Consider the following 14,275-nt stretch of genomic DNA (forward strand, 5'->3'; position numbering starts at 1 on the left):
CATTTGTAGTAGATTATTGCTTAACCCTTTAGGGGGTCAAACACCAATCTTCATCACAGATTTTAATGAATCTTGTAACAAAAAATCTTATCTTTGCTATGTTGGTACTTGTATGATGTACGGAGAATTCCTCATTTACTCGCCCCAACAAATATGTATCAGATAGGCGGGTAAAAAGTTTTCCCTGGTATTCGCGCACCCCAACCTCGGTTGGGGTTATTTTTTTTCAGCGTCCGCCAACCATTCCCGTAAAATTTCTATATCGTTTTTCCATTCTTGCTTTAACTCATCAACCCATTCCTGAACATTGTCCCACCATGCAGGTAAATCAGGTGATTGAATCTGCTGAGCCAATTGCTGTAAATGACGTAATCCGACCGAACCAGCGGCACCTTTTATCTTATGGGCCTCCTCTGTAATACCTTTCTGGTCTTTAGCCGTCATATTCGAGTCCAAAACAGATAGGTACCCCGGCATCATCTTCTCAAATACAGATAAACTGTTGCGAATCAATTGAGGACCAACGAGCTCGATGTATTGATTAAGCATTTCTATATCAAGTAAATTTTCATCTTTTTTCATCAATCCCGGATCATCTCCTTTTGATTGCATATAACACACAGACTGTTCTCCCCAGAATTGTTCAATAATGGCAGTCAACGCATTAACAGAAAGCGGTTTACTCAGCACACCGTTCATACCCGCATCCAAATATTCTTTTTTATCTTTTAAGACATTAGCAGTCAGCGCAATCAGTGGGGGCAGCTCCTGTTCGGCATATCGTTTACGCAATTCACGAGCGATATCTAATCCACTCATATCAGGTAACTGAATATCAAGTAATACCAGATCAAATTCTCCTGGCTGGAACACTTCAAGAGCATCCTTACCATTCATTACGACCTCTACGCTGTTACCCAGCTTTTCCAATACTGAGCGGGCAACAATGACATTCAGCTCAATATCTTCTACCAACAAGATATGTAAAGCAGGCAGTGGGTAATCTTCTGTCTCTTCCTCACAGGAAAGACTCTCTTCCAGAGCAGGAGCGATGATAGACAGTGTAAATCGAGAACCTTGTCCCGGTTCACTTTTCACCACAATATCTCCTCCCATATTTTGGGCTAAGCGTTTGGATACAGCCAATCCAATACCCGTTCCTGTTGCTGGGCAACCACCATTACTGTCTTTCACTTGATAGTACATCGCAAAGATCTTCTCCTGCTCATCAAACGGAATACCAATCCCTGTGTCAGTGACTTCAAAAAGCAGGCGCTCTCCTTCTTCATACCAGATTCGAACATGAATCTCACCTTCCTGGGTGAATTTCACCGCATTACCAATCAGGTTCCATAAAATTTGACGTAAACGAGTGCCATCTGTAAGAATTTTAGTGGGTAATGACAATGCCGGTTCCATAACAAATTTAATCCCCTTTGGCTGTACCAAAAGCCCAGAAAGGTTTTCCAAATCAGACATAAAACCGGTAAAGTCAATTGGCTGATTATCAATCTGTACTTTGCGCCGCTCAATTTTGTCCATTTCTATAATGTCATTAAAAATATTACCCAGCGTGATAGCACTAACATGAATCGTTTTCAGATAATTATTTTGCTCCGTAGTCAACTCAGTATCGAGCAAGATGCGACTCAAACCAACAATGCCATTTAAAGGTGTACGAAGCTCATGGCTAATCGTAGAGATAAACGTCGTCTTATCCCTACTGGCATTCTCTAAAGCGTCTTGATAGCGCTTACGTTCCGTTATATCGCGACCAAACCCCATAAGCCCATGTCTTTTTCCTACTCGATCATAAAAAGGGACTTTCCGCAGTTCAAAACAGGCTTTTCGTCCATCGTGATAAACCAGCCATTGTTCATAAGTCAGTGCAACATTATGACGGAAGACTTTCTCGTCTGTTTCCATCACCTTGCGAGCAACTTCTTTGTCATAAACATCATGGGGTGTCAGACCAATAAGTTGTTTTTGACTCTTACCCGTCAGCAATTCCATAGCTCGGTTACAACCAGAGAATTCATTATTTTCATTACGGTAATAGACCAAGTCAGGAGAAGCATCGAGAAAAGATTTCAGTAATATAGATTGCTGTTCCAGTTCAATTTGAGTCTGCTCACGGTGTTTCACTTCTTCCTGTAATTTATCCAACAATATCAGGTGAGCCTGTTCCGCTTTTTCTCTTTCTGAAATTTCCTGATTAAGCTTAATAATATTATCTTTTAATTGCTGATTCAGTTCTCGATCACGCTGGCGCATCACTTCCAATTTTTCAACTAATCTGGATAAACGCTGTCGAGATTCTTCAAGCTGCTCAACAACAACTGAAAGGAAATAGACAGCCCAGGGAGTAATCAACAGACCAAAAAATATTGAGCGAACTAAATCAATACTTTGTACTCCCCCCTGAAGCAAGAAAGTCACTACCATTTGTACGCCCATGGCAAGAACCACCAACGCAGATGCAAGCAGTAATGAGAAGCGCACTAACCCCAATTTCATCATTAAATCAACATAATATTGGGCCAGACCCCTGAGCAACTTCATAAAGACTCCCGTTCATATGACCAGTCCGAATCATACCGTAAAAAACCAGCTACTTTGTTGAAGGAATACAGAAATTGTTGACCTGATAAAACAATAGTATTATGTAATAGTTTAGGTTATGACTTCCCAAACATTATTCTGGCTTTTCATCTTTGCCGGCCTTTTTGCACAATCTAAATATGAATAAATAATCACAATAGTCACCAAAACAAGCATAAAATCCTTTTTTGCCATGTTAATAACGCCAAAAGGATAATACTTTATTCTTATAAATAAATAAAAATATATATCTATGCCATATAGTTTATATTTGTCAGACTATAAATCTGGAAAATAAATACTTAACAGTATATATAAAACAGATATTACACTAATATTAGTGAGATAGCTCACATTAAAATTCCAACATGATCTATGTCACACAACACCAATATTATTTTTTTTACTTAAAAATCATTAAATTAAACAGAATTTTTACTCGTTCCTATCTTATCCCGGCAATATTTGACCTGATTTACATTTCTCGTTAATTTGGAAAGCCACTGAAAATCGTCAGTCAGATCCACATCTGAACCATAATTATGCAGTGAGATAATAATTGTTTATATCACCTGTTTCTAACAGACAAGTGATGGTTGATTAAGGACGCAATTCAGACGCCCGTAAAGATATTAATCTCACAAATTTTTGTGAGTCTCTGTGAGAGTCGGACAGAACCTGGGGAGGTTCACTATGCTATATAACAAATCTCAAGAAAAGGATAACTGTGGTTTTGGACTGATAGCCCATATCGAAGGGGAGCCAAGCCACAAAGTCGTCCGTACCGCTATCCATGCACTGGCACGAATGCAACATCGTGGTGCCATCCTGGCGGATGGTAAAACGGGTGATGGTTGCGGTTTATTACTGCAAAAACCTGACCGTTTTTTTCGTATGGTCGCACAAGAACAAGAGTGGCGTTTAGCCCGTAATTACGCAGTCGGTATGTTATTTCTCAGCCAGGACTCTCAGATTGCACAAACCTGCAGGGAAATAGTCGAACAGGAGTTACAAAATGAAACTCTATCAGTCGTTGGCTGGCGTGAAGTACCAACCAATAGTGATATTTTGGGTGAAATAGCCCTTTCAAGCCTCCCCCGTATTGAACAGATTTTTGTTAATGCTCCTGCTGGCTGGCGCGCACGTGATTTAGAACGCCGTCTCTTCGTTGCCCGCCGCCGAATAGAAAAACGCATCAACGACAGTGATTTTTATGTTTGTAGTTTGTCCAATCTGGTCACTATCTATAAAGGATTATGCATGGCGGCAGATTTGCCCCGCTTCTATCCTGATCTGGCTGATTTGCGTCTGGAATCAGCTATTTGCCTGTTTCATCAGCGTTTCTCAACCAATACCGTCCCTCGCTGGCCATTGGCACAACCTTTCCGCTATCTCGCTCATAATGGCGAAATAAATACGATAAATGGTAATCGCGAGTGGGCACGGGCAAGAGCCTATAAATTCAAAACTCCACTCATTCCCGATTTACAAACTGCCGCTCCTTTCGTAAACGAAACAGGATCAGACTCCAGCTCACTCGATAATATGCTAGAACTGTTTCTCAATGGAGGAATGGATCTAATCCGTGCTATGCGGCTACTGGTTCCTCCTGCGTGGCAAAACAATCCTGATATGGATGAGGATTTGCGGGCTTTCTTTGATTTCAACTCCATGCACATGGAGCCATGGGATGGTCCTGCCGGTATCGTCATGTCAGATGGTCGTTATGCGGCTTGTAATCTGGATCGTAATGGCCTGCGCCCAGCACGTTATGTCATCACAAAAGATAAACTGATCACCTGTGCTTCCGAAATCGGCATCTGGGATTATCAGCCGGATGAAGTCATAGAAAAAGGGAGAGTCGGCCCCGGTGAACTCATGGTGATTGACACCCGCCAAGGCCGTATCCTTCATGCAGAAGAGACCGATAATGACCTGAAAAGTCGCCATCCGTATAAAGAATGGATGGATAAAAACGTCAAGCGTCTTATCCCATTTGAAGAATTGCGACAAGATCAATCTGGCCACCGGGATCTAGACGATCAATCACTGGCGGTTTATCACAAGCAATTTGCCTATAGCAATGAAGAATTAGATCAAATTATCCGTGTTCTGGGAGAAAACGGCCAGGAAGCAACAGGTTCAATGGGTGATGATACTCCGTTTGCTGTATTCTCCAGCCGCCCTCGAATTATTTATGACTATTTCCGCCAACAATTCGCTCAGGTCACTAACCCACCCATTGATCCGCTGCGTGAAGCTCATGTTATGTCTCTCACCACCTGCATAGGGCGTGAGATGAATGTATTTTGTGAGGCTGAAGGACAAGCACATCGGTTAAGCTTTAAATCCCCTATTCTGCTCTACTCTGATTTTCATCAATTAACAACTCAGCAGAGTCCACATTATCGCGCAGAACGATTAGACTTAACTTTCAATCCACAGAACACCAATCTGCAAAATGCGCTACTTGTACTATGTGATTTGGCCGAACAACTCGCAAGAGATGGTGCGGTACTCCTGATATTATCTGATCGCAACATCACACCAGAAAAATTACCAATACCAGCCCCCATGGCTGTTGGCGCTATTCAGCATCGTCTGGTAGAAAAAAGTTTACGCTGTGATACCAATCTGATAGTAGAAACAGCCAGTGCCCGTGATCCGCATCATTTCACTGTACTACTGGGATTCGGTGCAACAGCTATCTACCCCTATCTGGCTTACGAGTCACTGGCCAAAATGGTCGATAATGGCACGATTAACAAACCTTATGCTGATGTCATACTCAACTACCGCAATGGCATCAATAAAGGGCTATATAAAATCATGTCGAAAATGGGTATCTCGACTATCGCTTCCTATCGTTGTTCTAAATTGTTTGAAGCCGTCGGCTTACATTCTGAACTCACTGAGTTTTGCTTCAACGGCGTTATCAGCCGGATTGGAGGAGCAAACTTCGGTGATTTTGAGCAGGATCTACGAAATTTATCCAAACGAGCATGGCTTACCCGCCAGCCAGTTGATCAGGGTGGATTGCTGAAATATGTCCATAACGGTGAATATCATGCTTATAACCCAGATGTCGTAAGCGCTCTACAATCTGCGGTTCATAGCGGTGAATACAGAGACTACTTGAAATATGCTCATCTGGTTAATCAGCGACCCATTACGACAATCCGTGATTTGCTGGTGATAAAAACCAAAGATGAACCTATCTCCATAGATGAAGTAGAACCAGCCGAAGAACTGTTTAAACGCTTTGATACCGCAGCAATGTCGATTGGTGCATTAAGCCCAGAAGCACACGAAGCTCTGGCTGAAGCAATGAATACACTAGGCGGCTTTTCTAACTCTGGTGAAGGAGGAGAAGATCCCGCTCGCTACGGTACGAAAAAGGTTTCCCGTATCAAACAAGTTGCTTCTGGTCGGTTTGGCGTAACACCCGCCTATCTGGTCAACGCGGATGTAATTCAAATTAAGGTAGCGCAAGGCGCTAAACCTGGGGAAGGCGGGCAGTTACCGGGTGATAAAGTGACAACTTATATTGCAAAATTACGTTATTCCGTACCAGGCATCACTCTCATTTCGCCACCACCACATCACGATATTTACTCAATTGAAGATCTCGCCCAGTTGATTTTTGATCTAAAACAGATTAACCCCAAAGCACTAATCTCAGTAAAACTGGTTTCAGAGCCGGGCGTTGGCACAATTGCAACCGGTGTTGCTAAAGCTTATGCCGATCTCATTACTATTGCAGGTTACGATGGTGGTACCGGGGCCAGCCCATTATCCTCCGTGAAATATGCCGGATGCCCGTGGGAATTGGGATTAGTGGAAACCCAACAAGCTCTGGTTACCAATGGATTACGCCATAAGATCCGTTTACAGGTAGATGGCGGACTGAAAACAGGTGTAGATATTATCAAAGCGGCCATTCTTGGCGCTGAAAGTTTCGGTTTCGGCACCGGACCGATGGTTGCCCTCGGATGCAAATATCTGCGTATTTGCCATCTCAATAACTGTGCAACCGGGGTTGCAACTCAGGATGAGAAATTACGTCGCGACCACTACCACGGATTGCCTGAGCGGGTAATGAATTATTTCCGCTTTATCGCCCGTGAAACCAGAGAGATTATGGCTGCATTGGGTGTCAAAAAGCTAACTGATTTAATCGGCCGAACTGACCTGCTTGAAGTATTAGAAGGCATCTCAGCAAAACAGAGCAAATTAAATCTTGAGCCACTGTTAGCAAAAGCTGAACCACATCAGGGCAAGACGTTATATTGCACTGAAAACAACCCAACATTTGATGATGGAATCCTGAATAAAAACTTACTGGCTCAAGCCGTCAGTTATATTGAGAGCCAAAAAAGCAAAACTTTCTATTTTGATATCCGTAATACAGATCGTTCAGTCGGAGCTTCTCTTTCTGGCTTTATTGCGGAACGACATGGTAACCAAGGGATCACAGCTACTCCAATAAAAATTCATTTCAACGGTACTGCGGGTCAGAGTTTTGGTGTCTGGAATGCAGGCGGTTTGGAGCTAACACTTATTGGTGATGCCAATGATTATGTCGGCAAAGGTATGGCTGGAGGACGCATTGTAATACACCCTCCAGTGGGATCTGCCTTCAAAAGCCACCAAGCAACCATTATTGGTAACACATGTCTTTATGGTGCAACCGGAGGCAAGCTGTTTGCTGCCGGACGCGCCGGAGAACGCTTTGCCGTTCGCAATTCAGGTGCGCTTACTGTTGTGGAAGGTATCGGAGATAATGGTTGTGAATATATGACAGGCGGTATCGTCTGTATTCTCGGACGTACTGGAATAAACTTTGGTGCTGGAATGACCGGTGGCTTTGCTTATGTTCTAGATGAAAATGATGATTTCCGTAAACGGGTTAATCCAGAATTGGTAGAAGTACTGGCAGTAGATACCTTGGCTATCCACGAAGAACATTTGAGGGGGCTTATCACTGAACACGTTCTTCTGACTGGTTCTCAGCGTGGTGAAGATATTCTTGCTAACTGGCAACAGTGGCTGAGTAAATTTGCACTTGTGAAACCTAAATCTAGTGATGTGAAAGCCCTTCTGGGACATCGCAGTCGTTCTTCCGCAGAATTACGAATTCAGGCGCAGTAAGGAGTCAAAATGAGTCAGAATGTTTATCAATTTATCGACTTACAACGCGTCGATCCGCCTAAAAAACCGCTGAAAATCCGCAAAATAGAATTTGTAGAAATCTATGAGTCATTTTCAGAAGTCCAGGCTCAAACACAGGCAGATCGCTGCCTTTCGTGTGGTAACCCTTATTGCGAATGGAAGTGCCCTGTTCATAACTACATTCCGAATTGGCTCAAACTTGCCAATGAAGGGCGTATCATGGAAGCGGCTGATTTATCTCACCAGACAAACAGCCTACCGGAAGTCTGTGGCCGCGTTTGTCCACAGGATCGTCTTTGTGAAGGCGCCTGCACTTTGAATGATGAATTTGGTGCTGTGACTATCGGTAATATTGAACGCTATATCAACGATAAAGCTATTGCTATGGGCTGGAAGCCGGATATGTCACAAGTTCAACCAACGGGAAAACAAGTCGCTATTATTGGCGCTGGCCCTGCCGGGCTAGCTTGTGCTGATGTATTGACCCGTAATGGTGTACAAGCCGTCGTTTTTGATCGTCACCCAGAAATAGGTGGATTACTCACTTTTGGCATACCTGCATTCAAATTAGAAAAAGAAGTGATGGTACGACGCCGTGAAATTTTTTCTGAGATGGGCATTGAGTTCCGGCTCAATACTGAAATAGGCAAAGATATTGCTCTGTCTGAACTCACTGAACAGTTTGATGCTGTATTTCTTGGTGTTGGAACTTACCAGTCGATGCGTGGAAAACTGGCAAACGAAGATGCTGATGGCGTTTATGATGCGCTTCCATTCCTGATTGCTAATACTCAGCATCTAATGGGTTATCCCGACCAACAATCACAGCCTTTCATTAATATGCTAGGCAAACGGGTCGTCGTGCTCGGTGGTGGCGATACTGCTATGGATTGCGTCAGAACTTCTATTCGCCAGAAAGCAGCTTCCGTTACCTGCGCTTATCGCCGTGACGAAATGAACATGCCTGGCTCTCGCCGTGAAGTGAAAAATGCCAGGGAAGAAGGCGTGGAATTTCTGTTTAATCTGCAACCTATCGGTATTGAGATCAACAGTTCAGGTCAAGTGTGTGGCGTAAAAATGGCACAGACTCAATTAGGTAAGCCTGATGATAATGGACGCCGCCAGGCTGAAATTATTGCAGGCTCAGAGCATCTACTCGAAGCTGATGCAGTGATTATGGCATTTGGTTTTAAACCACATTCAATGAACTGGCTAAACGATCATCAAGTCATATTAGACAAACAGGGGCGTATTATCGCACCAGAGTTCTCTGATATTCCTTTCCAGACCAGCAATCCCAAGATATTTGCTGGTGGAGATGCTGTTCGCGGCTCCGATCTGGTTGTCACAGCGATTGCCGAAGGGCGTAAAGCAGCACAAGGTATTCTTGACTACCTCAATATCTAAAATCTACAAAGGGAGCTTCCTAGCTCCCATATTTCTATTATCAGTTTGATAACCCATATTAATTAGACCACTCTTAATATATAGAGTAAGAGCCTATCTCAATAGGCGTAATTGTTGCAGGCAGTTTGAACACGGACAGCGCGGAAAAACCGGAGCGTACACGTAGTACGTGAGGATTTTGAGCACTGCCCAGGTTCAAAATGGCAAATAAAATAGCCCTATTGGGATAGGCAGTAAGTATCTTAATGAACATTCCACACTTATTGCTGTCATACTGATTATCTGGAAATATTTCTTCTTATTATAATGAATTTTAAATAAGATATTTAAAACACTGGATTCATATATCACTATACTTACTCAACTATAAATATTGGAAATATTAATGCGAATACTAGAAGCTCTACTCTTATTGTCTTCGACTTTGTTTACCAGTCTTCCGGCACTTGCTTTATCACCAACCATTACAGCCAATGATATTGCCAGAGAGATTAGAAACAGAGGTGTCAACTCTGTTGTTGCAGAATTAGGAGAGACAGGTGCCAGACAAGAAATAACGCACAAAATTACTACTGGTGATAGTAACTGGGTAAAGTTGGCTTTCAAATTAACTCAAAGTATGCACTTTGATTTTTCCAAAGAGATACGTTACTCCCTATCTATTGCATTAATCAATAATCCTGTTGATGTCCTTGCTGCCGCAGATAAAGAAAAAAATGTATCATTAGCTGATATCTGTACAATCCCACCAGAACTTGGAACCAGAAAAAATAAAATAGAGTTTGTCGATAAAGTCAGAAAAAGCCTGAAATCCATTACAGATTATGAAATTAAAGGAAGAGCGGAAGAGTGTTTCTGGGAATTAGATAAAGCCTACAATTTAGAATTTTAAATCAATGGGCCTGGTATCGATCCACTTTAGTCAGTCCCTGTTTACTGACTGGAAAATTGAATACAAGATTTCCATCGGTATTCTAACCGTTCTTGATAATTACCACATATGCCAACATGAATGACTTCGTGTCAATGTTTCATGCAGTGACAAATTCACTCGAATGGAGCTAAATATTCTCAATGAAATCTAATACCTGGGGTAATTATTTGACAGGTAACTTTGAGAAAACAAACAGATAAATTGTCTATCTCTACCGACTTTTATTTAATCATGGAAAGTGACATCACTGTCTGCTATTCCCCTATAAATCTCTTTTAATTACTCAATTAAGAAACCAGAAACAATACTAAATCACATACAATTCAACCTGAAGAGCCATATATAGCGCCAAACTTAAGAAGATAATTCCGACCGTAATATTAAAACAACACTATGTTTTTAAGTAACCAACTGAAATATCTCATAAAAAAGCACAAACAATATGTACAAAAAAGGTACATCCCAACCACAGAGTTAAAAGAAACACCATTTGCGGTAGCGCAGAACGAGATATGTCGAGAAAAACAGGAAAAATAGCAGTAAAAAATAATAGTGTCTGTGGCTGATTTTCACTAAGAGAAATGTTCTCAGCTCCTTGTACAAATACTGTCATATTAGGACAAATACTATCCAGAACAGGTTTCAAATATTCCTCTGAAGGATCAGTAACAAACAAATGACCTCTGTCACTCAGAGCATCAGCGATAGGAAAATTAAAAAAACCAGAACATTAACCAATTTCAAGAACAACATCACCCTATTGTGGATTTAAATATTAAAACATCACCTGAAGATCTTGTTGCCAAATATTCCCAATATCACTCACAACCTGCGGTAATTCAATGAACGAATATTTGAAAATTCACTTTCATCTGTTTCGATATACATCCCACACACCCCAATAGCAAAATTCACCAAGAAAACAATAGCTAAAAATAGATGACATTTAGGCATCCATCTTCAATTTACAAACAGCACAAACACCATCTTAATATATATTCTGTTATATCAAAAAATTATTTACTTATTCGTAAATCACCTCTGATTTAATTATCTCATTTAATTCAATAACAACCACATTTCTTACATTTACTATCTAAGAAACCATATCATCATACCCTTCATCACTATAATTCTAATAGTATCGATATTATTTTCGAGAAATATATCCACGTACTAATAACACAAAATAGAATATACAATAAAAAAATTTACATAATATATTCTCCCTATAAACACAAAGAAAAGCTATAATCTGGAAGCATAGTCCATGAAAACAATCATGGCATTAATTTTTTATTAAATTAATAGATTATTATTTTTTAGTAAAAAATCACAATGAAATCAATGCCAAAAATTAACAATAACAACCAAATACTTTAACACAATCATATTATTAAATACCAAAACCCTTTAAGAATTGAATAAAGTATTTTTCCAAGATATTAGAAAATAGAGTTGAACAAAACAGCTCGTAATCTTTAAATATCCATTTTTTTATAATTTTATATTAAACATCAATATTGTGCGTCTTATAGATACCTTCTACTCTATTTAGGTTATTCAGAAGCAAAGTAAACTGATCATTAAACGACTGAATTACAACCGTCCGATAATATATAAGAAAAAATATCAGCAAGTTGCACATAAAAAATCCGATGATCGGCAATCATCGGATTTTAACCTTTTTCATGGAGACAACCATGGCTAATCGCTATTAAGCGATCCCATCCCCTGTTAATTTATTATTTAACTACCCGCAAAGCAGGACGCCCTCTTGCCGGTTTTGGTGGCTCATCATCAGGTGAAGTTCCACTGTCATCTTGAGCATCACCAGGGATATTAGTAACCAGTACCAAACTATCTGTTACTGATGTAGAAGTGCCCATCTCACCTTTATTTGAAGCAGACTCAAAAAGATATTCATCATTATAAGCTGTTTCAGGCTCAAACATCATTCCCGCCCCATTTTCACGGCTACAAATAGCAATAACCGCCGCCATTGGTACATATACCTGACGGGGAACACCGCCAAAACGGGCATTAAAGCGCACTTCTTCATTAGCTAATTCAAGATTACCAACAGCTCTCGGTGCTATATTCAGCACAATTTGCCCATCACGAGCATATTCCATTGGCACATTAACTCCACGTAAAGTCACATCTACAACCAGATATGGAGTCATATTATTATCTAGTAGCCACTCGTAATGAGCGCGTAACAAATAAGGGCGACGGGGAGACATTTGAGACAGCTCCATAAATCAGTTCCTGCTGGATTGCAGACGCATTTCGCGTTCAGCTTCTGTTAATGAAGCTAAGAATGCGTCACGTTCAAAAACACGCTGCATGTAAATTTGCAAATCTTTGGTACCCGAACCAGGCAAATCTATCCCCAGTACAGGTAAACGCCATAATAAAGGAGCAAGATAACAGTCAACCAAACTGAATTCTTCGCTCATAAAGAACGGCATTTCTTTAAATATTGGTGCGACTGCCAGCAGTTCTTCTGCTAATCGTTTACGAGCAATATTGGCTTCCTGAGAATTACCTTTTTCAATAGTGTGCATCAGGGAATACCAATCCTTTTCAATGCGGTGCATCATCAAACGACTGGAGCCGCGGGCAACAGGATACACTGGCATCAATGGTGGATGAGGAAAACGCTCATCCAAATATTCCATAATAATGCGGGAATCATACAACGTCAGCTCACGATCAACTAAAGTCGGAACTGTCTGATAAGGATTCAAATCAATAAGGTCCTGTGGCAGATTACCTGCTTCAACCTGCTCAACCTCAACACTGACACCTTTTTCCGCCAGTACAATTCGCACTTGATGGCTAAAAATGTCGGCCGGGCCTGAAAACAGAGTCATTACCGAACGTTTGTTGGCAGCGACAGCCATGAAAACCTCCAAGTTTATCTAAAAAAAGAACGAATAGTCCTACGCTATAAATGAAAGACTATTCCTGCTCATTCATTCTCACCCCTTATGTTTCTGCGCCGCAACTGTAGATACGCAATGCACTACTCAATACAATTATCATCGTTCAGGATAGTAGGCAGATAAATGGATGAGGCAAAAATTGGCACTAGTCTACCAGATTTTGTACATTTTGGGGGAAGTGTATGGATAATTAAGTAAAAAAACCCGTCAAAAAGACGGGTTTGAACATTAACTAATTTGCCGTAAGGCCAAAAATTAACGTTTAGAGAACTGTGGACGGCGACGAGCTTTACGCAGACCAACTTTCTTACGTTCAACTTCACGGGCATCGCGGGTAACGAAGCCAGCTTTACGAAGATCAGAACGTAGAGTTTCGTCGTATGCCATCAGTGCACGGGTGATACCGTGACGGATTGCGCCCGCCTGACCAGAAATACCACCACCTTTAACAGTGATGTACAGATCCAGTTTGTTCAACATATCAACCAGCTCTAGTGGCTGACGAACAACCATGCGCGCTGTCTCGCGACCGAAGTAAACTTCGAGGCTGCGTTTGTTGATTACGATGTTACCGCTACCTGGCTTAATAAAGACACGTGCGGAAGAGCTTTTGCGGCGACCAGTGCCGTAGTATTGATTTTCAGCCATTGCCTATGATCCCGATTAAATGTCCAGAACTTGCGGTTGCTGTGCCGCATGGTTGTGCTCGCTACCTGCGTAAACTTTCAGTTTACGGTACATTGCACGACCCAGTGGCCCTTTTGGCAGCATGCCTTTAACCGCGATTTCAATTACACGCTCAGGACGGCGGGCAATCATCTCTTCAAAGGTCGCTTGCTTGATACCACCGATGTGACCAGTGTGGTGATAGTAGATTTTATCAGAACGCTTGTTGCCAGTTACAGCAACTTTTTCTGCATTAACGATGATGATGTAATCACCTGTATCAACGTGCGGAGTGTATTCCGCTTTATGCTTGCCGCGTAGACGACGAGCCACTTCAGTTGCAAGACGGCCTAAGGTTTTGCCATCTGCGTCAACAACATACCAGTCGCGTTTTACGGTTTCTGGTTTAGCTGTAAAAGTTTTCATTAAAGCTTACCCAATAATAAGTTACACGTTGGTGAACACTCAAGGTTCAAAAACTGCCGAGGTTCACACGACTCTTGTCCAGCAAACCTACCCCTTCGAATAGCCTATGCCGGCACTA

The 14,275-nt window shown here is 41.5% G+C and carries 8 protein-coding genes; 3 read left to right on the forward strand and 5 right to left on the reverse strand.

The features are described from left to right. Positions 1–216 precede the first annotated feature (216 nt). Positions 217–2,562 (reverse strand): aerobic respiration two-component sensor histidine kinase ArcB, encoded by a 2,346-nt coding sequence (gene arcB, locus BO26_RS02035; protein WP_036768389.1) that lies wholly within the window; start codon positions 2,560–2,562, stop codon positions 217–219. A 732-nt stretch (positions 2,563–3,294) separates the two neighbouring features. Here arcB and gltB point away from each other — a divergent pair. The 3 genes from gltB to BO26_RS02050 all read left to right on the forward strand — a co-directional run bounded on the left by gltB (position 3,295) and on the right by BO26_RS02050 (position 10,072). After that, positions 3,295–7,752 carry a glutamate synthase large subunit gene (gene gltB / locus BO26_RS02040; RefSeq protein WP_036768390.1) on the forward strand — a complete coding sequence of 1,486 codons (4,458 nt, stop codon included), beginning with the start codon at positions 3,295–3,297 and terminating at the stop codon, positions 7,750–7,752. Positions 7,753–7,761: 9 nt separating this feature from the next. Then, the gene (locus BO26_RS02045; RefSeq protein WP_036768391.1) at positions 7,762–9,180 is read left to right on the forward strand and encodes a glutamate synthase small subunit; all 1,419 of its coding nucleotides are present in this window, start codon (positions 7,762–7,764) and stop codon (positions 9,178–9,180) included. Positions 9,181–9,565: 385 nt separating this feature from the next. Next, entirely contained in the window at positions 9,566–10,072 is a 507-nt protein-coding gene (locus BO26_RS02050; RefSeq protein WP_036768393.1) for a hypothetical protein, read from the forward strand. Positions 10,073–11,859: 1,787 nt separating this feature from the next. On the opposite strand, the gene sspB is transcribed toward BO26_RS02050, so the two are convergent. The 4 genes from sspB to rplM all read right to left on the reverse strand — a co-directional run bounded on the left by sspB (position 11,860) and on the right by rplM (position 14,157). Continuing rightward, positions 11,860–12,375, reverse strand: a complete 516-nt coding sequence (gene sspB, locus BO26_RS02055) for a ClpXP protease specificity-enhancing factor (RefSeq protein ID WP_036768394.1) — start codon at positions 12,373–12,375, stop codon at positions 11,860–11,862. A gap of 3 nt (positions 12,376–12,378) precedes the next feature. Next, complete coding sequence (sspA, locus tag BO26_RS02060) at positions 12,379–13,023, reverse strand: stringent starvation protein SspA (RefSeq protein ID WP_036768395.1); 645 nt, start codon at positions 13,021–13,023, stop codon at positions 12,379–12,381. Between the two features lie 297 nt (positions 13,024–13,320). After that, positions 13,321–13,713, reverse strand: coding sequence for a 30S ribosomal protein S9 (gene rpsI / locus BO26_RS02065; protein WP_015835738.1), 393 nt, complete (start codon positions 13,711–13,713; stop codon positions 13,321–13,323). A 15-nt stretch (positions 13,714–13,728) separates the two neighbouring features. Beyond that, the gene (rplM, locus tag BO26_RS02070) at positions 13,729–14,157 is read right to left on the reverse strand and encodes a 50S ribosomal protein L13 (RefSeq protein ID WP_011148147.1); all 429 of its coding nucleotides are present in this window, start codon (positions 14,155–14,157) and stop codon (positions 13,729–13,731) included. Between the last annotated feature and the right edge of the window lie 118 nt (positions 14,158–14,275).

It is taken from the genome of Photorhabdus australis DSM 17609 (genome assembly GCF_000711895.1).
GTDB lineage: Bacteria > Pseudomonadota > Gammaproteobacteria > Enterobacterales > Enterobacteriaceae > Photorhabdus > Photorhabdus australis.